Source organism: Brevundimonas sp. Soil_N_31 (assembly GCF_057655995.1).
The window spans coordinates 1-21204 of the sequence record NZ_JBDGLE010000015.1 but is presented as its reverse complement, the minus strand read 5'-3'; the positions used below and the strand labels follow the sequence as shown (position 1 = coordinate 21204).

The 21204-nt window shown below is 65.6% G+C and carries 26 protein-coding genes and 1 tRNA gene; 13 read left to right on the top strand and 14 right to left on the bottom strand.

Annotated elements, in window-relative coordinates; translation table 11 throughout:
- Nucleotides 1–69 precede the first annotated feature (69 nt).
- The 4 genes from AC3A3G_RS15930 to AC3A3G_RS15915 form a co-directional block, all read right to left on the bottom strand.
- Nucleotides 70–2871, bottom strand: a complete 2802-nt coding sequence (locus AC3A3G_RS15930) for a TonB-dependent receptor (protein ID WP_487488689.1) — start codon at nt 2869–2871, stop codon at nt 70–72.
- A gap of 92 nt (nt 2872–2963) precedes the next feature.
- Nucleotides 2964–3938, bottom strand: coding sequence for a FecR family protein (locus AC3A3G_RS15925; protein ID WP_289648521.1), 975 nt, complete (start codon nt 3936–3938; stop codon nt 2964–2966).
- On the bottom strand, nt 3850–4473 hold the full coding sequence (locus AC3A3G_RS15920) for a sigma-70 family RNA polymerase sigma factor (RefSeq protein WP_234288017.1): 624 nt from the start codon (nt 4471–4473) through the stop codon (nt 3850–3852). The genes AC3A3G_RS15925 and AC3A3G_RS15920 overlap by 89 nt, the downstream gene beginning before the upstream one ends.
- A 250-nt stretch (nt 4474–4723) precedes the next feature.
- Nucleotides 4724–4936 (bottom strand): helix-turn-helix domain-containing protein, encoded by a 213-nt coding sequence (locus AC3A3G_RS15915; protein WP_200168602.1) that lies wholly within the window; start codon nt 4934–4936, stop codon nt 4724–4726.
- A gap of 187 nt (nt 4937–5123) precedes the next feature.
- On the opposite strand from AC3A3G_RS15915, the gene AC3A3G_RS15910 reads away from it, so the two are divergent.
- Nucleotides 5124–5954: a hypothetical protein gene (locus AC3A3G_RS15910; RefSeq protein WP_200168601.1), complete on the top strand. Its 831-nt coding sequence runs from the start codon at nt 5124–5126 to the stop codon at nt 5952–5954.
- Between the two features lie 18 nt (nt 5955–5972).
- Here AC3A3G_RS15910 and AC3A3G_RS15905 read toward each other — a convergent pair whose 3' ends face one another.
- The 6 genes from AC3A3G_RS15905 to AC3A3G_RS15880 all read right to left on the bottom strand — a co-directional run bounded on the left by AC3A3G_RS15905 (nt 5973) and on the right by AC3A3G_RS15880 (nt 9868).
- Nucleotides 5973–6143, bottom strand: a complete 171-nt coding sequence (locus AC3A3G_RS15905; RefSeq protein ID WP_200168600.1) for a hypothetical protein — start codon at nt 6141–6143, stop codon at nt 5973–5975.
- Nucleotides 6140–6604: a hypothetical protein gene (locus tag AC3A3G_RS15900; protein ID WP_292055757.1), complete on the bottom strand. Its 465-nt coding sequence runs from the start codon at nt 6602–6604 to the stop codon at nt 6140–6142. The genes AC3A3G_RS15905 and AC3A3G_RS15900 overlap by 4 nt, the downstream gene beginning before the upstream one ends.
- Before the next feature lie 178 nt (nt 6605–6782).
- On the bottom strand, nt 6783–6992 hold the full coding sequence (locus AC3A3G_RS15895) for a DUF2093 domain-containing protein (protein WP_269299865.1): 210 nt from the start codon (nt 6990–6992) through the stop codon (nt 6783–6785).
- Entirely contained in the window at nt 6989–8086 is a 1098-nt protein-coding gene (locus AC3A3G_RS15890; protein WP_487488688.1) for a CobW family GTP-binding protein, read from the bottom strand. Before AC3A3G_RS15890 ends, AC3A3G_RS15895 begins: the two co-directional genes overlap by 4 nt.
- A gap of 49 nt (nt 8087–8135) precedes the next feature.
- Nucleotides 8136–9122 carry a cation diffusion facilitator family transporter gene (locus AC3A3G_RS15885; protein WP_487488687.1) on the bottom strand — a complete coding sequence of 329 codons (987 nt, stop codon included), beginning with the start codon at nt 9120–9122 and terminating at the stop codon, nt 8136–8138.
- 86 nt (nt 9123–9208) lie between these two features.
- Nucleotides 9209–9868 carry a hypothetical protein gene (locus AC3A3G_RS15880; protein WP_200167954.1) on the bottom strand — a complete coding sequence of 220 codons (660 nt, stop codon included), beginning with the start codon at nt 9866–9868 and terminating at the stop codon, nt 9209–9211.
- A gap of 298 nt (nt 9869–10166) precedes the next feature.
- Between AC3A3G_RS15880 and rplU the strand changes: the two genes are divergently transcribed.
- From rplU to ptsN, 11 genes are all read left to right on the top strand, one after another.
- A complete protein-coding gene (rplU, locus tag AC3A3G_RS15875) occupies nt 10167–10655 on the top strand; it encodes a 50S ribosomal protein L21 (RefSeq protein ID WP_487488686.1) in 489 nt (162 codons plus the stop codon).
- A 96-nt stretch (nt 10656–10751) separates the two neighbouring features.
- Nucleotides 10752–11036 (top strand): 50S ribosomal protein L27, encoded by a 285-nt coding sequence (gene rpmA, locus AC3A3G_RS15870; RefSeq protein WP_125901019.1) that lies wholly within the window; start codon nt 10752–10754, stop codon nt 11034–11036.
- 177 nt (nt 11037–11213) lie between these two features.
- Complete coding sequence (locus tag AC3A3G_RS15865; RefSeq protein WP_200167955.1) at nt 11214–11747, top strand: GNAT family N-acetyltransferase; 534 nt, start codon at nt 11214–11216, stop codon at nt 11745–11747.
- Between the two features lie 124 nt (nt 11748–11871).
- Nucleotides 11872–11958 (top strand) — tRNA-Leu (locus tag AC3A3G_RS15860).
- 161 nt (nt 11959–12119) lie between these two features.
- Complete coding sequence (locus AC3A3G_RS15855; RefSeq protein ID WP_125901017.1) at nt 12120–12734, top strand: ribonuclease D; 615 nt, start codon at nt 12120–12122, stop codon at nt 12732–12734.
- Between the two features lie 19 nt (nt 12735–12753).
- Entirely contained in the window at nt 12754–13416 is a 663-nt protein-coding gene (gene lptC / locus AC3A3G_RS15850; protein ID WP_125901015.1) for an LPS export ABC transporter periplasmic protein LptC, read from the top strand.
- Entirely contained in the window at nt 13413–13907 is a 495-nt protein-coding gene (locus AC3A3G_RS15845) for an LptA/OstA family protein (protein WP_200167957.1), read from the top strand. Before lptC ends, AC3A3G_RS15845 begins: the two co-directional genes overlap by 4 nt.
- A 6-nt stretch (nt 13908–13913) precedes the next feature.
- Nucleotides 13914–14714 carry an LPS export ABC transporter ATP-binding protein gene (lptB, locus tag AC3A3G_RS15840; RefSeq protein ID WP_289648371.1) on the top strand — a complete coding sequence of 267 codons (801 nt, stop codon included), beginning with the start codon at nt 13914–13916 and terminating at the stop codon, nt 14712–14714.
- 108 nt (nt 14715–14822) lie between these two features.
- On the top strand, nt 14823–16343 hold the full coding sequence (rpoN, locus tag AC3A3G_RS15835; protein ID WP_487488685.1) for an RNA polymerase factor sigma-54: 1521 nt from the start codon (nt 14823–14825) through the stop codon (nt 16341–16343).
- Between the two features lie 76 nt (nt 16344–16419).
- Nucleotides 16420–17067 carry a ribosome hibernation-promoting factor, HPF/YfiA family gene (gene hpf, locus AC3A3G_RS15830; RefSeq protein WP_125901009.1) on the top strand — a complete coding sequence of 216 codons (648 nt, stop codon included), beginning with the start codon at nt 16420–16422 and terminating at the stop codon, nt 17065–17067.
- Nucleotides 17068–17146: 79 nt separating this feature from the next.
- On the top strand, nt 17147–17611 hold the full coding sequence (gene ptsN, locus AC3A3G_RS15825) for a PTS IIA-like nitrogen regulatory protein PtsN (protein ID WP_200167961.1): 465 nt from the start codon (nt 17147–17149) through the stop codon (nt 17609–17611).
- A gap of 38 nt (nt 17612–17649) precedes the next feature.
- On the opposite strand, the gene AC3A3G_RS15820 is transcribed toward ptsN, so the two are convergent.
- Together AC3A3G_RS15820 and AC3A3G_RS15815 are read right to left on the bottom strand one after the other, a co-directional pair.
- Nucleotides 17650–17904, bottom strand: coding sequence for a DUF1150 family protein (locus tag AC3A3G_RS15820; RefSeq protein ID WP_125901007.1), 255 nt, complete (start codon nt 17902–17904; stop codon nt 17650–17652).
- 58 nt (nt 17905–17962) lie between these two features.
- The gene (locus tag AC3A3G_RS15815; protein ID WP_412878624.1) at nt 17963–18382 is read right to left on the bottom strand and encodes an Hsp20 family protein; all 420 of its coding nucleotides are present in this window, start codon (nt 18380–18382) and stop codon (nt 17963–17965) included.
- Between the two features lie 203 nt (nt 18383–18585).
- On the opposite strand from AC3A3G_RS15815, the gene AC3A3G_RS15810 reads away from it, so the two are divergent.
- Entirely contained in the window at nt 18586–19260 is a 675-nt protein-coding gene (locus AC3A3G_RS15810; protein ID WP_200167963.1) for a YiaD family glycine zipper/OmpA-like lipoprotein, read from the top strand.
- 269 nt (nt 19261–19529) lie between these two features.
- Here the strand turns inward: AC3A3G_RS15810 and AC3A3G_RS15805 are convergent, their stop codons facing one another.
- A complete protein-coding gene (locus AC3A3G_RS15805; protein ID WP_487488691.1) occupies nt 19530–20846 on the bottom strand; it encodes a UDP-glucose dehydrogenase family protein in 1317 nt (438 codons plus the stop codon).
- Nucleotides 20847–21021: 175 nt separating this feature from the next.
- Nucleotides 21022–21204 (bottom strand): OmpA family protein (locus AC3A3G_RS15800; protein WP_487488684.1); only part of this gene is annotated, 183 nt, incomplete at its 5' end.

Below are 21204 nucleotides of genomic sequence, written 5' to 3'. Positions count from 1 at the left end.
TCTGTCCTGAATTGGCGACGGGAGCCGAGGCGATGGGCTGGTGCCTCATCGCTCAGGATCCCAATCGCATCAAAGCTTGTAGGAAACGCCCAGCCAGAATGAGCGGCCGGTGTAGTTGTGATCCCGGACCAGCGGGTCATCCAGATTCTGAATGTTCACGCGGGCTTCGTCGGTGATATTCTTGGCTTCAGCGATGAACTGGATGCGATCATTCACGTCCCAGCGCGCCTGAAGATCCACCTGCTCGTACGGCGTTTCATAGCGATCTTCCGCCGTCCCGGTCTGCCCCAGATTGATCGTGTGCAGATAGGCTGACTTGGCGGCATAGGTGGCCCGAAGCTGAAGCGGGCCTTCGCGATAAAAGACCGAGGCGTTGAACAGTTGGCGCGGCTGCTCACGCATGAATTTCAAGATACGCGTGCTCTCGTCATCCATCAGGACCTCCGACTCGCCGCGTTGCAGCGTCAAATTGGCGGAAACTCCGAGATTGGACAAACGCCCCGGCAGGAAGTCGAGACGGTTCCTGACAGCGTTGAACTCGACGCCGCTGACCTGGGCGTCCGCCATGTTCATGGACTGGTTGAACGTGACTTCCTCGCCCTCGTACAGACCCGTCGTGCGGCCGGTGAAGATCTCGTTGGCGATTTCCTTGCGATAGACGCCTACCGACAGGATGCCCTGGTTATCGGGGAAGTAATATTCCAGACCCAGGCTATAGTTGTCGGCCTCTCGCGCCAGAAGATAGGGGTTGCCGCGAGTGATGACCATCTCTCCGTCGACGCTGACGCTGAACACCTCGCCAAGCGCCAGAGCGCTGGGGTTCGGGCGACCAACCGCCTTGTAGTAGGAAGCGCGGACACGCAGCGGGTCGGTCAGGTTCCAATAGGCAGTGACCGACGGCAGCCAGTTGCCGTAGCTGGCCTCATGGTCAACAAAGGTCACTTCGCCTAGACCGCTTTGCGGGCGATGAACCTGGGTGGATGTCTCTTCGTAGCGAAGCCCCCCGACGACCTTGAACAGATCCGTTTCATAGGTGGCGGAGAGATAGGCCGCCGCTACATCTTCCTTTAAGCGATAGTCGCCCAACTGGTTGTTCTGGGTTTCAACGAACCTGGCGGGATTGGCGCTAAAATAGTCCCAGAACGGCTCGAAATCCGGCACCAGCATGGGCGTGGTGCTGTCGATCGGCTGATAGAAGCCGTCTGTGAAGCCTTCCATCGACAAGCTCTGGCCGGACGCCAGCTTCCAGGTGGACTCGGAGCGATCCATCTCACGATCGGTACGGCGCAGCTTTCCCCCGACCTTGAAGCCCCAGCCGCGCGATCCCGATGCAATATTCCAGCCGTAGTTGGCCTCGACCTCGGCGACCGTGTCCACGGAATCATCGATGTAGGGCTTGTAGTAGTCAAAGGCGTACTTGCTGGCGTCGTGATAATAGGTTGGATCAACAACGGTCAGGATCGGAAAATTCCCGGTCAGATCGACTGTCGACGCCAGTTCACCGCGATTGGTCGGCGTAATGAAGCGCAATTCGTTCGAGGTCTCGATGAAGGCGGCTTGCGACCACGACGCGCGCATATCCAACATCGATCGGTCCGTCAGGTTCCACTCGAACGTGCCGTTGAAGGTCTTCATCGGCTTTTCGATCGGGAAGTCGTTGTAGCGCGCGTAGCTACGTCCCCGCTGCGCCGTGGCGATGCCGTCCGCAACCGTGATCGGGCCTTGAAGATAGAAGTGGTTGGTCAGGCGTAGTTCGTCTTCATCCTGCTGAAACAGGGAGGCGGTGACGGCGGCTCGGAACGCATCCGACGGACGATATTCCAGCTTCAGGAAGCCGCCGTAGCGGTCCGAGCTCAACGGATAGGCGTTCGTCTGAAAGCCGGTCGGGACATAGGCCCCGTCACGCAGGGCATAGCTGGACGGGTTGCTCCGTTCCTGATCGCGCTTGCGGCGCAGAAAGGTCAGGGCCGCCACGACGCCGAACTGGTCATTGTCGCCAAGGCGCGTCGCATAGGTCGCAGCCGTTCGGTACGAAAGGCCGTCGTCACCCGGAACCCCCGTTGAGTCATAGACGCCCGCAAAAGCGTTGGCGACGAAGAAGGCGCCGCGGGTGTCAAACGCCGAACGGGTGATCATGTTGATCGAGCCGCCGACGGCGTTGCCCTCCATGTCCGGCGTACGCGACTTCCTGACCTCAGCGGTCTTCACCACCGTCGAAGGAATGGCCTCCATGTTCAGGCGACGGTTGTTGCGTTCGGACGACCCCAGCATGGCGCCGTCCATCATGCCGCTGGTGTAGTCAGGGTCCATGCCGCGAATGGTGACGTAACGGCCTTCATCTTCATCGAAGATGGTGTCCACGCCGGGAACCCGACGCAGAGCGTCGGCGATGTTGAAGTCCGGCGCCTGCCCGGTTTCGTCCGTGGTCAGATATTCGGCTTCGATGTCAGCCTGGCGTTTTTGCTGGACCGCCAGTTCATTCTGCCGACGATAACCTGTCACGACAATATCGGTGACGGCCGCCGCTTCTTCCTGGAAGGACGCCGCCTCGACGAGCCCTGCGCCCAGGACAGACCGCAGGGTTACGACGCCGCCCTCGTTCGCAGCCACGCGGAGCGGCGTGCCCGCGATCAAGCGCGACAGCGCGACCTGCACCTCAAGATCGCCGCTGACCGCTGGCGTGCGCACCCCCTTCAGATCACGCGCCGGCGCCACCACCTGGATCTGAGCCTGCTGGGCGAACTCAGGAATGGCCCTGACGGCCGTCTGAGCCGGAATATTGAAGGTCCTCGTCTGGGCGGCAGCCTGAGAAGCGACGCACAAGACCACCGCGGCCGCGCCGCATGACAGAAGACTACGATTGGAAGGCATGGAAATTCCCCGACGCGCCGACGGCGCTTTCAGGGACGAAGAGGCGTCAGGCCTTGCCCTCCGCCATGCGTCACGAAACTTTCGTCGTCACTTTACCGAATGATCATCAGCCCCTCGCCCGAAGGCTCGACCTTTCCTCCGAGGGCCAGCGCGGCTGCTCGGCTGAAGCCAGCGGGATCATTGGCCGCGAACAGGCCGGTGATGGGCTCCTGCGCCAGCGCCGGATCCGTCACCCGGATACGCGGCCCGCCATAGCGGGCGAAGGCGGCCGCAGCCTCGGCCAGGGTCTCGCCTTCGAAGGCCAGCTTGCCTTCGCGCCAGGCCAGGGAACGATCGATGTCGCGTGCCGTCGCTTCGACCATCTGCGCCCCACCCTTGTCGCTGAAGGTCGCGCGCGCATTGGCATGAATCACATGATCGCTAGCGCCAGCGTCCAGCCGGACCTCACCGCTCTGAACGGCGACTTCCGACAGACCTCCGTCCAGATGACGCACAACGAAACCGCCGCTGACCGCCTCAATCGACCGATCCCCGATCCTGACCGTCAAAGGTCGGCCCGTATGTTGAGTCACGATGAAAAAGGCCTCACCGCGCGTCACCTCGATTTCATAGCGACCGTCATACAAGCGAACCACGGCCCGACTGTCGGTGTTCAACGTCATGGTAGAGCCACCAGCCAGAGGCACCAGACGCACTTCTCCGACAGCGGTGGCATGCGCCTTTCCCGCCGTCAGCAACGGAGCCGCAACAAGGCCGACGGCGATAGAGGCGGCGGCCGCCCCGCCCCAGGTCAGCAAACGCCGCCGCGACAGCGCCCCCCCTTCTGCCGCCGCACGGTGAACCGTAGAAAAACCACCGGGATCGAAATCCAGCCCCAGTGCGCGCGCCGACCGGGTCTCCAGCACCACCGCCTCGGCTCGCAACAGGGCGCCAGCCGCGCGAGGATCGCTCGCCAGCCACGACTTCAGGGCTACGCGATCAGCCTCGGACAGAGCACCCCGGTCGCGGCGGGCGGCCCAGTCGGCGGCCTGATCGTCGATCTGTCGGCTGGTCGGTCTTTCGCCCATCGGGAGCGCCTGTCGTTGTTTTGATAGTGGAAGAGACGTGAGGCGGCACCTTTCCGCCATTCGCCCGCCAATCAATCAGCAGCCTTATGCCCCGAGCGATATGCTTTTCGACCGTATTCTCGGATAGCCCCATGCGCCGCGCGATCTCCTGCTGCGGCAGATCATGCACACGTCGCAGGATCAGAGCCCGTCGCGCTTGAGGCGGCAAGGCCGCAATCGCCTCTGCCAGGCGGCGTAAAGCGTCCCGGTCCGACGCGGCCTGCTCCGGCGACGGGGCGTCGTCAAAAAGGCCGCCCTCCTCGACATCATCCAACGCCTTAAGGGGAATGACCCGCAACCGCCGCACATGGCGCGACAGAAGCGAACGCGCCGTCTGGAACAGATAGGCCCTCGGGTGGCGAATATCATCCACGCGGTCCCGTGCCGCCAGTTGGCTATAGGCCTCCTGGATCACATCATCCGGCTCCAGACCGTCCACCCTTCGGCGCATCAACCAGGCCCGCAAGGCCGGTTCGTGCGGCAGGATCTCTCGCAACAGCCAACGCGCCCTCTCTTCGTCAAAGTGGTGCGTCACGCTTGCGCCCTTGTGCCAAGGCGCGATCCCTAACGTCCAGGCTTGGCAGTCCGATCACCGCTTCACGACAACATGACGACATATCCGTTTGCATCGGCCCTTCCATCGCGTTCGACTTGCCGCTTAGAGCGTCCGCCTCGGGTCAAGTGAAGCTGAAGGAACATGCCCGAAAGCGGGCGTCGCCAAAGACCGCGTCGAGTCAGGAGCGGCCCTATTGGCCGACGGCATAAAAATCCGTCGGAAGGACGCCCAACACTTCAGCCAACTTGCCCAAAATCGCCACCGTCGGATTACCCTCGCCGCGTTCAATGCGCCCCAGATGACGCATCGCCAATCCCGCTTCCCCTGCCAACGCCTCCTGGCTTAGGCCGCGTTCCTTGCGGAGGCGCCTGATATTTGCGCCGACGATCTGCTCCCATTCCATCGGCGCGATGGTGTTAGCGGAGCGGTAACCTCTCTAGGACATCTATGTCCTATTCTTCACGAGGGGCGATTATGGGGTGTCTGGCGGGTCTGATGTTCGGCGCGGTCGGCTTTTTCGTTGCAGGACCGATAGGCGCGATCATCGGTCTGCTCATCGGCATCCTGGGCGCCGTAGGAGCGAAACGCCGATGAAAAGGCTGCTTATCCTGGCAAGCGCCGGCGCCCTGCTGACCGGCTGCGCTGCCACCACGCCGCCGGCGGAGGTGCGGATGATCCCCACCGCCGATCACGGCGTGGGCGTGCGCTTCTCGCGCGGCAACGCCCTGATGGTGTCAAACGGGCCGTCAGGGGCGATCATGCTGCTGCCGGTCCGTTACAACGACACCCAGAAATTCTACTTCTCGATCGCCGCCTTCAACACCTCCGGCTATCCCATCAACATCGGCTCAGAGGACGTGCGCCTCTATCTGGATGGGCAGCCCTACAGCGTTCAGGACTTCGACTATCTGCGCCACACCGCCCGTATGTCCGCCCAACGGGAGATGAACCTCGCCTGGGCCGACGCGGCGGTGGAGTATTTCCTCACTCTCCAGGAGATGGAGGATCACCCGCGCCGCCACGACATCGCCTACCGCAGCGCCTCAGGGCAGTTACAGGCGTCGCACGACCACATCCAACGACGCCTTCGCCAGACCATCTCCACCCTGGGCCGAACCATGCTGGAGACGACGACTATCGACCCCGGCACAGCCCACGGCGGCGCCATCCTGGCGGAACAGATCGTCATCCCCGAGGGCATGGTCCGCGACATGGTGATCGAAGTGCGCTTCGGCGGCTTCCCTCATCGGTTCCGACTGAACCTGGCGCCGTCGGGGACCTACGCCCCCACGCCGGTCGACATCCCGGCCGTCCCCGCCCAGGTCACGCAGGAGCTGATGCGCACCCGCGAGACCTGGCACTGGACCGACGGGCCACCTCCGTCGCCCGCGATCTTCAAGGGCATGCCCGTGATCGAATAAGCCGCGTTGCCGTTGAGATCAGTTGCAACCGATCAACGCACGCAACACGAGCGCCGTTTCGCTGCCGCGAACGACAGGGCGACCATTATGGAGCCCGACGAAGCTGGCGCTATCGGCAGGGTCCCGTGTGATTTCCAGATGATTGTCTCCTTTGGTCAGAACCATGGGGTAGGGGTACGGATAGGTCATTGAACAATATCCCATAGTTGGACGAGCCCATCCTTTCCGACGGGATGGAGCACGCCTTGAATTCTTTGTTTCCTCAGGCTGGCGCGGACGCGTTTCAGCGTGGCGTCAAATTGCACCGCGTCTTCGGTGCATATTCCGCGCCGTCTCATGATGCGTGTGGTGATCGTCCTTGGCGGCAGCGGCTCATCTGCCTCCCGAAGCACATCCAACAGGATGCTGGTTACCCCGCCCTTCTGCGAGCGTCTGGATGCCGCACGATTGAGTCGGATCGCGCTGATGTCGACAGAAGAGTCGAGAAGTCGAATAGCCCCTTCGATGTGGGTCAGGTCACTCGTCAATCTCTGTAGAGCCGATCGGACTTGATCGGCCTGGGTTGCGATCTCTGCGTATTTGCGAATGAGCGCATGAAGCGCGAGCGGGTTGGCGGCGCCTAGAGGCACCAGGTCTTGGTTTGTCGGCATATCTCCTGTCCTACGGCACGCTCCCGGATCAGATGCGTGGCGGCTTGACGCTTCCTGATAGGCGTCACCTGCAGAACAGAATGTACAGAAAGTCGTTTTGATTCAGAAATTTATTTAGGTGAGTTTGCTACCCAATGCCGCTCCCCGAGCCTCAAGCCCTCTCCCGCCGGGAGAGGGTTTACTTATGCGTTTCGACCCAGCGCTTCGTCATCAGCTCGCCGGACGCATAGGCTTCCTGAAGTTCGACGCTCCAGTAGTTGAGCGCCTCCAGCGGGATCGGCGCGCCTGAGACGGCGCAGCGGACGTGGTCGCCGTGCTGCACGATCTCGAACTCGGGCGTGCCGTAGATCAGCTTGGCTTCGGTGCGCGGGCGGGGCGGCGGGTTCATGCGGCGCAGGCCTCGAATCCGGCCTTCAGGGCGGCTTCGTCCAGATCGCGGCCGATGAAGACAGCGCGGCTCCAGCGGCGCTCCTTCTCGCCCCAGGGCTGCTGAAGGTCGCCTTCGAGGATCATGTGCACGGCCTGGAAGACCAGGCGGCGATCCTCGCCCTGAACGTCGATGATGCCCTTGGCGCGCAGGATGTTCTGGCCCTGTTCGCCCAGCAGCTTGTCCAGCCAGGCGGTGAATTTGGCGCCGTTCAGCGGGCGGTCCAGCGTCAGGGAGACGCCCTTGATGTCGTCCTCGTGGGCGTGGCCGCGCGGACCGTGTGCATGATCGTGCCCATGGTCGTGATGCTCATGGCCGCAGTGCTCGTCATGAACGTGGTCATGCCCGTGATCGTGGCCGCAGTGCTCGTCGTGGACGTGGCCCTCGGCGCCGTGGGGCGGGTTCACGAAGTCCGGCTTGACCTCGAGGATGCGGTCCAGATCGAAGGCGTGCAGGCCCAGCACCTGATCCAGCGGCACGTTCGAACGCTCGGCGCGGACGATGGGGGCCAGGGGGTTCAGCGCGCGCAGGCGGGCCTCGACGGCGGCCAGTTGGGCCTCGTCCACTAGGTCGATCTTGTTCAGGATGATGCGGTCGGCGAAGGCGACCTGCTCGCGCGCCTCTTTGGAGTCGTCCAGACGCGCCATGACGTGTTTGGCGTCGACCAGGGCGGTCACGCTGTCCAGCTGGGTCTTGGCCTTGACCTCGTCGTCGACGAAGAAGGTCTGGGCCACCGGGCCGGGGTCGGCCAGGCCGGTGGTCTCGACGATGATGGCGTCGAAGGCGGGCTTGCCGGGGCGCTGGCGCTTCATCAAGCCGTTGACCACACGGATCAGGTCGCCGCGCACCGTGCAGCAGACGCAGCCGTTGTTCATCTCGAACACGTCCTCGTCGGCGCCGACCACCAGGTCGTTGTCGATGCCGATCTCGCCGAACTCATTGACGATGACGGCGTAGCGCTTGCCGTGATCCTCGGTGAGGATGCGGTTCAGCAGGGTGGTCTTGCCGGCGCCGAGGTAGCCGGTGAGGACGGTCACGGGTGTCTTCTGGGTCATGGCTCGCTAGATGGCGGCTGAGGGCCGCCTTGGGAAGAGGCGAAACCGCTCAGCAGGTCGGACAATCCGGCAGGACGCCCGTTTCCAGCTGCAGTGTCGTGTGGCTGATGTCGAATCGGCCGCGCGCCAGGCTCTGCGCCTCGGCCAGCAGGGCGTCGCCGTCGGGGCGCTGGTGGACGATGTGGGCGGTCAGCGCCGCATCGGTCGTCGACAGACCCCAGACGTGCAGGTCGTGCACCGCCGTCACCCCCGGCAGGGCCAGGAAGGCCGCGCGAATCTCGCCCACGTGCAGCCCGTTGGGCGCGGCGTCCAGAGCCAGATTCACCGAATCCTTCAGCAGGCCCCAGGTGCCGATCATGATGACGGCGACGATGATCAGGCTGACGATCCCGTCGATCAGCGACCAGCCGGTGAACAGGATGACGACGCCCGCGATCACCACGCCCAGCGACACGGCGGCGTCGGCCATCATGTGCAGATAGGCCCCGCGCACGTTCAGATCCTTGTGCTGATCCTTCATGAACAGCAGGGCCGTGCCCAGGTTGATGAAGAAGCCGATCCCGGCCACGACGATGATGACGCCCGAAGCCACCGGCGCGGGCTCGGCCAGACGACGCACCGCCTCGAAGGCGATGGCCCCACAGGCGAAGATCAGCAGCAGGGCGTTGCCCAGGGCCGCCAGCACCGTCGCCTTGCCATAGCCGTAGGTGCGCTTCGGCCCCGCCGCGCGCCGCGCTAGCCAGGCCGCCCCGCCCGCCATGGCCAGACCCAGCACGTCGGACAGATTGTGCCCCGCATCGGCCATCAGGGCGGTGGAATCGGCGATGAAGCCGGCCGTGAACTCGGCGACGACAAAGGCCAGGTTGACGATCAGGCCGACGGCGTAGCGCCAGTCGCCCGTGTCGGTCGGGCCATGATGGTGGTGCCCGCCGAAGCCATGGGAATGGCCATGGCCGTGCGAATGACCGTGGTCATGAGCGTGGGAGTGATCGTGATGATCGTGGCCGTCATGGCCGTGTGCGTGATCGTGCGCCATGTCCGCTCAGCTAGGTCTTCCCGCGCGGGAAGGTCAAGCCCCGCAGAAGATAAGTCTTTGAATGTAAATATATAACCTATCGAAACTCAGTGCTGGTGCGTCAGCACCAGGAAGCCGATCAGGATCAGCGCCCCGCCCAGGATGGCGCCTTCATAGCGCGCCCACCGCTCCAGCCTGAGAATAGAGTAGCCCGCCGTCGCCAGGGCGGCCAGCAAGGTCATGCCCAGCACCGTCCCCGCCGCGAAGGTCAGGGTCAGCAGGGCCAGGGCGCCGACGCCCTCGGTCGCCGAGGACAGATAGATGGGCAGCAGCACCTCGCCCGGCGTCACCGCCATCATCAGCACCAGGCCCCAGAAGGCCGCCTTGTCGGACACCGCGGGCTCGGTCAGTTCAGCCGCCGGTCCGCCCGCCGTGACGGGACGCTTCAGCGAGGCCCTGGCCAGGTAGAAGGCGCCGAACAGGAACAGCAGCGCCGCCGACAGGTGCGGCAGCAACCCCTCGACCCAGCGGTTCAGCGCCAGTCCCGCCGCCACGATCAGCGAGCCCACGAGGGCCGTCGACACGATATGCGCCAGTCCGGCCGTCACCACGGCGGTCATCACCCGCGCCACGCTCCAGCGCTGGGCGCGGCCGACCAGGACGAAAGGCAGCCAGTGGGTCGGCAGGGCCGCGTGCAGGAAGGCCGCGACGAAGCCGCCGCCCAGAAGCGACAGCAGCACCGGCTCGGCGAGATCGGGAGAGGACATGGCCGCCCCCTTAGAATGTTACCTTATAACAGTCGAGAAGAATCGACGAAGAATCTTCACGCGCGGCGTCACGCCGCGCCCTGCATATATATAGCGCTCTCGCGTGCGTGCGCCCGCTTGCGCCATCCGTGCAATCGGGCCACAGAGTCCGCCAGGAACCGGTTTTGCACGGGTTTTGGCCCGGCAGGCGTCCGTTTCACGTTGACTCTTCCGTGACCATCCGTATATGTCGCCGCTCTTCGCCCGCAGGGTCTCCTGGCGGGCGCATCCATTTTTGCGTTCACGCTGAGGCTTCCAAATGTACGCGGTGATCAAGACCGGCGGAAAGCAGTACCGGGTTCAACCGGGCGATGTGATTGTTGTCGAGAAGATCGACGGCGACGCTGGCGCTGCCGTCAATTTCGGTGAAGTCCTCATGCTGGGCGGCGACAAGGGTGTTACGGTCGGCGCTCCGCTGATCGACGGCGCCGCTGTCGCAGCCACGCTGATCGAGACCCGCAAGGGCGAGAAGATCAAGATCTTCAAGAAGATCCGTCGTCAGGGCTATCGCCGCACGAACGGCCATCGCCAGATGGAATCGGTCCTGCGCATCACCGGCATCGAAGGCGCCGGCGAGAAGGCCAAGTGGGACGGCACGGTCGACCTGATGACCAAGGCCGAGATCAACGCCCGCGCTCGCGGCCTGGCTCCGCGCGTCGAGGCTGTCGAAGCCGAAGCCCCCAAGGACAAGAAGGCTCCGGCCAAGAAGGCCGCCAAGGCTGACGCCGCCGAAGGCGCCGAAGCCTAAGATTTTCACCGGCGCTGGATCAGCGCCTAGCAGAACAGATGGCGCGCTCAAGCAGCCCGAACGGGCGGTAGCGCACCAAGGAAGAGGAGCAGCAAGATGGCTCACAAGAAATCTGGCGGTTCGTCGCGTAACGGTCGCGACTCAGAGTCGAAGCGCCTTGGCGTGAAGAAGTTCGGCGGCGAGCGCGTGCTGGCCGGCAACATCCTCGTGCGTCAGCGCGGCACCAAGTTCCACCCGGGCGCCAACGTGGGCCTGGGCCGCGACCACACCCTGTTCGCCACTGTGACCGGCGCGGTGCAGTTCACCACCAAACGTGGCGGCCGTTGTTACGTGTCGATTCTCCCGGCCAACGACGACGCCCAGGCGATGGCCGCCGAGTAACGCGAAGCCAGGACAGTATTTCCCCGGATCGCGTTGCTCTCGACAGCAGCCGATCCGGACCAAGGGAAAATTTTCCGCGGGGAGTCTGGATCACCAGGCTCCCCGTTTGCGTTTCCCCGCCTCGAATGCCGCCCGAGCCCTCCAAGGAGGCGGCGCCGAAGACATCGAGGCCGAACCATGTGCGTGATCGAAACCTCTCCCGTCGTCGAGACGCGGCGTCTGCTGCTGCGCGCCCCCGGCGCCCAGGACGTGACGCGGATCGCGGCCCTGGCCAATGACCACGACATCGCCCGCATGACCCAGCGGATGCCCCACCCCTTCCGCGTCGACGACGCCGAGGACTTCGTCCTGCAGGTGGCGTCCCAGGATCCGAAGAAGGCCAACACCTTCCTGATCGAGCATGAGGACCACGGTCCCGTGGGCGTCATCGGCATGTTCCAGAACACCGACGCCGTGCCCGAGGCCGGCTACTGGATCGGGCGGGAGTTCTGGGGCCGGGGCTATGCGACCGAGGCGCTGGAAGGCGCCCTGGTCTGGGCCTCGACGCGCTGGAAGCGCCGCGCCCTGATGGCCGGCCACTTCGCCGACAACCCCGCCTCGGGCCGCGTGCTGGAGAAGGCGGGCTTCCTCTACACCGGCGAGACCCGTTCGGCCTTCAGCCGCGCGCGGGGCGAAAGCGCCGATACGCGGATGATGGTCTGGCTGGCCTGATAGAGCGCGGATTTCTCGGAGCTTTTGGTCAACGGTGCAGTTTTTTCCGGAATCGGAAAAAAGCCTGTTGACCGCCCCGAGGCTCCCCCCTATTAGTCCGGCCCTCGGCGGGGCGACCCACCGGGCCCAGGTGGCGGAATTGGTAGACGCGCTGGCTTCAGGTGCCAGTGGCTTAACGGCCGTGGAGGTTCGAGTCCTCTCCTGGGCACCATTTCTCAGACGGCGCTGTATCCGATCGGATGCGGCGCCGTTTGTCATTTCGGCCCTCCCCTTTCCTTTTGCGACGGTCGTGACAGCAAAGGTCGAGCTTGCGTCCTAGCGATAGCGCGCGGTTCGTCTATGTTACGGCCTGAACGACTGACGAGTTTCTGCATGACGGTTTATTTCCACGAAGGCGACCTGCCCGACGGCCTCGACCTGGGCCCTGAGGTGGCGATCGATTCCGAGACGATGGGCCTGCGTTTCCGCCGCGATCCGCTGTGCGTGGTGCAGTTGTCATCCGGCGACGGGAACGCCCACGTCGTGCGCCTGAACCGCCCGGCCTACGACTGCCCCAACCTGAAGCGGGTGCTGACCGATCCGAAGGTGCTGAAGATCTTCCACTTCGGCCGCTTCGACATCGGCATGTTCGAACTGCACCTGGGGGTCGAGACGCGGCCGGTCTATTGCACCAAGATCGCCTCCAAGCTGGCGCGCACCTATACCGACCGCCACGGCCTGAAGGACGTGGCGCGCGAACTGGCCGGGGTCGACATGTCCAAGGCGCAGCAGAGCTCGGACTGGGGCGCCGCGGAACTGAGCCAGGCGCAGATGGATTACGCCGCCTCTGACGTGCTGTATCTGCACGCCATCAAGAACCGGCTGAACGAAATGTTGGTCCGCGAGGGCCGCATGGAGCTGGCCCAGGCCTGCTTCGACTTCCTCCCCGTGCGTTCACGCCTCGACCTGGCCGGTTGGGACGAGATCGACATCTTCGCCCACGCCTGAGGACGGACCCGAAACGCGGATGAGCGATCAGCACGCCCAGGACGAGCAGAAGCGCGCCGACGAGGCCCGCGTCGCCCGCGCCGGCGAACGTTGGCGCACGCGCTCGCGTCAGGTGAAGCTCTACCGCCGCATCCTGCCCATCGTCATCCTGATGCTGGCGGGGGGCGCCCTGACCTGGACCGTGTTCCGCACCGTCATGTCCGGCGTGGAACGCAAGGCCAGCGAAAGCCGGGAAATCCGCCTGGACAACCCCATGTTCCATGGCCAGGACGCCCAAGGCCGCTCATTCGTCATCGGCGCCCAGGGCGCGGTGCGCGATCCGGCCACCGGTCATTTCCGCCTGGTCGGCCCCCTGCTGCGGCTGAATCTGGGCGCGCGCAAGACGACCGAGCTGACCGCCGACGGCGGCACCTATGTCGAGACCCAGCGCAAGGTGGTCATCGGCCCCAATGTGAAGATTTCCGACGGCGGTTCGGGCTGGACTCTGGTCACGCCCGAAGCCGTGGTCGACACCGAAACCGGCGTGGTGACCGGCGACAAGGGCGTGCAGGGTCGCGGCCCCCTTGGAAGCATCGATGCTTCGTCTTATGCGATCTATGATCAGGGCCAGCGGGTCGTCTTCAACGGCCAGGGCGAAAACAAGGTGCGCGGGACCATCAATCCCGCCGGAGCCGACAGATGAACATGTCCAAGTCCAAACTGACGATCGCAGGCGCCGTCCTGCTGACGGCCCTGGCCCTGCCCGCCGTTTCGGGCGCCCAGAACACGTCCGCCAACCGCGCCGACGCCAGTCGACAGCCGGTCCAGTACGGCGCCGACAGCGGCGAATATACGCCTGACGGCTTCTCGCTGCGCGGACGGGCCGAGGTGACGCAGGGCGGAAACCGCTTGCGGGCCGACGCCATTCGCGGCTTCACCGCCAACGGCGACCTGAACCGGATCGAGGCGACGGGAAGCGTCTATTTCGTCACTCCCGATCAGAGCATGAAGGGCGACCGCGCCGTCTATACGCTGAACGACGGCAACGTCGTGGTGACCGGCGACGTCATCCTGACCCAGGGCAAGAGCGTTCTGACCGGCAACCGCCTCGTCTATAACGTCCGCACCGAGACCGCGCGCATCGAGGGCGGCAACGGCCGCGTCCAGGGCGTCTTCTATCCGCAAGGGAACTGACCCCGCGTGGCGCGCAAGGAACTTTCCGCACTGAACCGGGACGAACCGGCCGCCGAAACGGCGACGCCGGCGGTCGAGGACGCACGGCCCACGGGTCTGCGCGTCGAACACATCGCCCGCAGCTTCGGCCAGCGGCAGGTGGTGCGCGACGTCTCCCTGAACGTTCAGCGCGGCGAGGTCTGCGGCCTGCTGGGCCCCAACGGGGCGGGCAAGACGACCTGCTTCTACATGATCACCGGCCTGATCCCCGCCGACAGCGGCTCGATCTGGCTGGACAATGAGGACATCACCCAGCAGCCCATGTACCAGCGCGCGCGCATGGGTCTGGGCTATCTGGCGCAGGAAGCCTCCATCTTCCGCGGCATGACGGTCGAGCAGAACGTCAAGGCCGTGGTCGAACTGCGCGAGAAGACCGCCGCCGGCGTGCGGGACGAAACCACCCGCCTGCTGGAAGAGCTGCGCATCGACCATCTGCGGCACGCCCCGGCCACCGGCCTGTCGGGCGGCGAGCGGCGCCGCGTCGAGATCGCCCGCGCCCTGGCCGCGCGGCCCAGCTTCATGCTGCTGGACGAGCCGTTCGCGGGCATCGACCCCCTGGCCATCGCCGACATCCGCCAGGTGATCCGCTATCTGTCCAGCCAGGGCATCGGCGTGCTGATCACCGACCACAATGTGCGCGAGACGCTGGACATCATCGACCGCGTCTCGATCATCTCGTCCGGCTCGCTGCTGTTCGAGGGCACGGCCGACGAGGCCGTCGCCGACGCCGAGGTGCGCCGCGTCTACCTGGGCGAAATGTACGCCTGACGCCCAGACAGCCTGACACGGCGGCTGTTCGCCTCGCGTTAACGGCTTCCGATCCATGATCCCAGCAAGAAGCGGGCCAACAGCGCCTGCGTGCGGGGTGGAAACGACGTGATCGGTCAGAGGCTGGAGGTCAGGCAGGGGCAGGGGCTGGTCATCACGCCCCAGCTGCAGCAGGCGATCAAGCTGCTGCAACTGTCGAACCTTGAGCTCGAGGCCTTCGTCGAGGGCGAGCTGGAGCGCAATCCGCTGCTGCAGCGGGACGAGGGCGAGCCCGCCCCCGACACCGCGCCCGAGGCCGCCAATGACGCCGCCCCCGCCGACCGCGACGACGGCGAAATGCGCTTTGACGAAGGCTCGGACGCCCACGCCCAGAGCCTGGACGCCGGCGCCGACGATCTGTACGGCGACGCCGCCCCCGGCGAGCGCGTCAGCGACCGCCAGGGCGATCAGGCGACCGACCAGCCCGGCCTGACCGACTGGTCCCGCGCCGGCTCGGGCGGCGGTCTGGCCGACGGCGAGGAGCGCGAGCGCCCCGACCAGCGCGACGAGACCTTGTGGGAGCATCTGCAGGCCCAGGCCTCGGCGGCCGGCTTCAACCCCGCCGACCACGCCATCGCCCTGACCCTGATCGACGCCACGGACGAGGGCGGCTATCTGCGCGCCGACCTGGGCGAGATCGCCGAACGGCTGGGCGTGGACGAGGCCCGCATCGAGGCCGTGCTGGCCGTCTGTCACGGCTTCGAGCCGACCGGCGTCATGGCCCGCTCCATCCCCGAATGCCTGAAGCTGCAGCTGATCGAGCGCAACCGCTTCGACCCGGCCATGGGCGCCCTGCTGGACCATCTGGACCTGCTGGCGCGGCGCGACCTGGCGGCCCTGCGCAAGGTGTGCGGCGTCGACGCCGAGGATCTGGTCGAGATGATCGCCGAGCTGAAGGCCCTGACGCCGCGCCCCGGCGCCGGCTTCGGCGGCGAACCGGCCCAGACGGTCGTGCCCGACGTCCATGTGCGTCCCGACCCGGCGGGCGGCTGGCGGATCGAGCTGAATACCGACACCCTGCCCCGCCTGCTGGTCGACAAGCGCTATCACGCCGTGGTGGCGGCGGGCGCGCGCTCGGACACGGAGAAGACCTTCGTCGCCGACTGCGCCGCCCAGGCCAGCTGGCTGGTCAAGTCGCTGGACCAGCGCGCCCGCACCATCATGAAGGTGGCGTCCGAGATCGTGCGTCAGCAGGACGCCTTCCTGGCCTTCGGCGTCGAGTTCCTGCGCCCCCTGACGCTGAAGACGGTGGCCGAGGCCATCGAGATGCATGAATCGACGGTCAGCCGCGTGACCTCGAACAAATATGTCTCCACCCCGCGCGGGGTGTTCGAGCTGAAGTTCTTCTTCACCGCCGCCATCCAGTCCAGCGACGGCGGCGCGGCCCATTCGGCCGAAGCCGTGCGCCAGAGAATCAAGACGATGATCGACGACGAATCCGGCGACGGCGACGTGCTGAGCGACGACCGCATCGTGGAGATTCTGAACGAGGCCGGTATCGACATCGCGCGACGCACGGTCGCCAAGTACCGGGAAGCCTTGAAAATTCCCTCGTCGATCCAGCGACGTCGTCTGCTCAAGAGCGCCTGATCACGCCACCGCCAAGCGTCACCACAAATCGGTGATCGGCGTTGACACCAAACACGGTCCGTCGCGTTCTATGCCTATGCAGATTCAAGTCAGCGGCAAGCAAGTGGATGTCGGCGAAGCGCTAGGCTCGCGCATCTCCCAGGAACTCGAAGAGGGCATCGGCAAATATTTCGCCCGCGGCGCCCAGGATGCCGAGGTCGTGGTCTCCAAGGATCGCCACGGCTTCCGCGTCGATTGCTGGGTGCGTCTGGCCTCGGGCCAGTCGCTGGTGACGACCGGCTTCGGCGGCGACGCCCAGGCCGCCTTCGCCGACAGTCTGGACAAGCTTGAGAAGCGCGTGCGCCGCTACAAGCGCCGCCTGAAGGATCACCACGCCGGTCCCAAGGGCCTGTCCCCCGAGAAGACCGAAAACGCTGCGCGCGAAGTCGCCGCCCTGACCATTTTCCGCGACCCTGACACGGTCGAGGATGAGGAATTCGGCGACGCGGGCCGCCCCGACGAGCCTCCGCCCGTCGGCATGGTGATCGCCGAGACTCAGGCCGAGATCCGCACCCTGACGGTCGGTCGCGCCGTGGCCGAACTGGACATGACCGGCTATCCGCTGGTGATGTTCCGCAACGCCGCGCATGGCGGCCTAGCCGTGGTCTATCGCCGGCCCGACGGCAACGTCGGCTGGATCGACCCCGAGCGTACGGTGAACGGCGCCGCCAAACGAGTCGGCTGAAAGACTTCCTCTGGAGGGGCGAAGGCGCTAGAAGGCCCTCGCCCTTCCCCACATGTCGGGTACCGTTTTCGGGGTAGTCATGGACATCGCTGATTTGCTGTCGCCGGACGGGATTGTCCTGCGAGGCGGCGCGTCATCCAAGCGCCAGGCTCTGCACGCCGTGGCGGAAGCCTTTGCCGGCGCGACCGGCATGGACGCAGACCGCACGTTGGAAGCCTTGCTGGAACGCGAAGCTCTGGGCTCGACCGGCCTGGGCTCGGGCGTCGCCGTACCGCACGCCCGCATCAAGGGTCTGGATCAGGTCTGTGCGGTCTTCGTCCGCCTGGACGCGCCGATAGCCTATGAATCGCTGGATGATCGTCCGGTGGACCTGCTGTTCGCCCTGTTCGCCCCCCTGGACGCCGGAGCCGAACATCTGCGGGCGCTGGCTGCCGTGTCGCGCGCCCTGCGCTCGCCGGAACTGCGCGAACAACTGCGCCAGGCGCGGACCGTGGACGCTATCCGCGCCCTGTTCGTCAAGGATATGTCGAAGACCGCCGCCTGAGCGGTCTTCCTTACGTCTTCATTCGGCTTTCAAGACGCCTAATGGACCGACATCGGCTCCAGGTCATGCGCCACGGCGGCCGCGAAGGCGGTCTCGCGGTCCAGCATGACGGCCAGACGCTCGCCGTCGGCGCCGTGCACGGCGTAGAGGATCTGATCGGGGTCGATCTCGACATCGGCGGCCGTCTCGACCCGAGCGTCCTCCAGCACGTCGGAGGCGCGGATCGCGCGGACATAGACCAGGTCCGGGGCGCCGAAATCGGCGAAGTCCTTCGTATTCATGTTGGGCGTCATAAGACCGCCTCCTTACGCTTGACTAAACGCCTGGAAAGCCAGGCGGTTCGACGGGCGTTCAGCCCGTCGTGATGGGAATGCGCCGCACGCTGCGTTCCTGTTCCGGACGGACCAGTTCGACGTGCAGCAGGCCGTGCTCCAGCCGGGCGCCCGCGATCTCCAGCCCGTCGGCCAGGACGAAGTTGCGGACGAAGCCGCGCGCCGCGATGCCGCGATGCAGGAAGGCCTGTGGGTCGCGCCCGGTGTCCTCGCGCTTGCCGGTGATGGTCAGTTGGCGCCCTTCGACCGTGACCGACAGCTCTTCGGGCGTGAAGCCCGCCACGGCCAGAGTGATGCGCACCGCCGCATCGCCGAGTTGCTCGACGTTATAGGGCGGATAGGACTCGGCCGCCGCCTTGGCCGCCCGGTCGATCAGGGCGCGCGTATGGTCGAAGCCCAATAGGAAGGGGCTGTCGAACAGCAGGGTGCGTGCAGTCATGGGGCCCTCGCAGTGAAGCGACCTCGGCCGTCCGGCGCCCCCCGTGATCGGCGAAGCGCCCGGCCGCTGTTACAGATGGGGGGACAGGCTCTGGAGGTCAACGGCAGGCGACGCCCGCCGACGTTCATGGTCCATACACATTGAAACCTTAACTGTGGGGCAAGCGTTCACGCGACCAGAGGTCGCTATCGAAAGGATTTTCCATGCGCGCCAAGATCGCCGTCGCCGGCCTGAGCATCGCCGCCCTTCTGGGCGCCGCGGCCTGCACCACGACCGACCCCTACAGCTCCACGCCGCGCCGCAACAACACCGGCACCGGCGCCGTCGCCGGCGCCCTGGGCGGCGCCCTGCTGGGTTATCTGACCAACACCTCCAGCGGCGAGCAGGGCCGCAAGAACGCCCTGATCGGCGCGGGCATCGGCGCCCTGGCCGGCGCCGGCGTCGGCCAGTACATGGACGGCCAGCAGCGCGCCCTGGAAGCCGAACTGTCGGGCACCGGCGTCGGCGTGGCCCGTCAGGGCGACAACCTGGTCCTACGGATGCCGTCGGACGTGACCTTCGCCACCAACCAATCGGACCTGGACCCGCGCTTCCTGCCGGTGCTGGACGACGTGGCCCGCGTGATCAGCCAGTACGACCGCTCCATGGTCGATGTGATCGGCCACACCGATTCCTCGGGCGGCGACGCCATCAACCAGCCGCTGTCGGAGCGCCGCGCCGCCTCGGTCGCCTCGCACCTGATCAACCGCGGCGTGATGCGCGAGCGCATCTATGTCGCCGGCATGAGCGCCCGCGCGCCGATCGGCTCCAACGCCACCCCGGAAGGCAAGGCCCAGAACCGCCGCGTCGAAATCCTGATCCGCCCCTTCACGGGCTGATCGACGAAACCAGAACATGAAGAAGGGGCGGCCGGTTCGGCGCCGCCCCTTTTTTTTAATGCCCGGCGACTGCGGGCGAGAAACAGCACAGCTTTACGCCCCACCCCTCTTGCCTTGCGGGGCGGACTGTCGGCCTCCTGTCCGCGCAGGAGATTCGGATGGAAGACGACGGCCTGGGCCGAGCGATGAAACTGGTCGGGATCGCAGCGGCGTCGGCCGTCGTGGTCGCCGCCGTGGTCATCACCGCCGGCCGTTTGCTGCTGCTCTAGTTACGCCGCATCCACGGGGCGACCGATGGAGAAGTAGCGGAACCCCCGCGCCCTCATGTCATCCGGACGATAGACGTTTCGCAGATCGACCAGGATCGGCTGCTTGAGCAGCAGCTTCACGCGGTCCAGGTCCAGTGCGCGGAACTGGTTCCACTCGGTCAAGATCACAGCCGCATCGGCGCCCTCGACCGCGTCATAGGGGCCGTCCTTGAAGCTGACTCCGTCCAGAAGCCTGGCGGCTTCCTCCATGCCCTCGGGATCAAACGCCTGAACTGTCGCGCCGCGTGCGATCAAAGCCGGCGCCACGTCCAGCGACGGGGCGTCGCGCATGTCGTCCGTGTTCGGCTTGAACGTCAGCCCCAGCAGGGCCACCGTCTTGCCCTTCAGATCGCCCCCCAGCGCCTCGGCCACGCGATCGGCCATGGCCTTCTTGCGCGCGTCGTTGATCGCCACCGTGGTTTCGATCAGCCGCACGGGCGAGCCGGCGTCCGTCGCCGTGCGCACCAGCGCCAGGGTGTCTTTCGGGAAGCACGACCCCCCATAGCCCGGCCCCGCATGCAGGAATTTCGAACCGATGCGGTTGTCCAGACCGATGCCGCGCGCGACCTGCTGCACGTCGGCGCCGACGGCCTCGCACAGATCGGCGATCTCGTTGATGAAGGTGATCTTCATCGCCAGGAAGGCGTTGGCCGCATACTTGATCAGTTCGGACGTGCGACGACCGGTGAACATGATCGGCGTTTCGTTCAGGTTCAACGGTCGATACAACTCGGCCATGACGGCGCGGGCGCGTTCGTCCGTCGTGCCCACGACGACACGGTCAGGGCGCTTGAAGTCGCCGATGGCGGCGCCTTCGCGCAGGAATTCGGGGTTGGAAACGACGGCGAAATCAGCGTCGGGGCGGCGCTCGCGAATGATACGCTCGATCTCGTCGCCGGTGCCGACAGGGACGGTGGACTTGGTCACCACGACGGTGAAGCCGTCCATCAGATCCGCGATCTCCTCGGCCGCCGCATAGACGTAGGACAGATCCGCATGGCCGTCGCCGCGACGCGAAGGGGTGCCTACGGCGATGAAGACGGCGTCGGCTGCACGAATGGCTTCGGCGCCGTCGGTGGCGAAGGACAGGCGCCCGCCCTTGACATTCGTCGCCACCAACTCGTCCAGGCCCGGCTCATAGATGGGCATGATATTCTGGTGCAGACGATCGATCTTGGAGACGTCCTTGTCGACGCAGACCACCATATGGCCGAAGTCGGCGAAACAGGCCCCAGACACCAGGCCGACATAGCCCGTTCCGATCATGGCGACGCGCATCATGCACTCCTCTTGGAATCGTCCTGCAGGAGATAGCCGTCGATGCGGACCGGCGCCAGCAACGGCGACTTGCGGGCAAAGAAAAAGGACGGCCGGCCCGAATGGGCTGACCGTCCTTGATCGTATCGACGCTTCTCAGGTCGCGGGGGCTGGAATGAACCAGCCCCGTTGAGCCTTAGAAGTTGATGTCGACGGTGGCGCGGCGGTTCAGCGGCTCACGCACGCCGTCGCCGGTGGCCTTGGCCGGCTGGGTCTCGCCCTTGCCGTCCAGGGAGATCACACCGCCGTTGACGCCTTGAGCGACCAGGGCGTCAGCCACGGTGCGCGCACGGCGGTTCGACAGGCCCTGGTTGTAGGC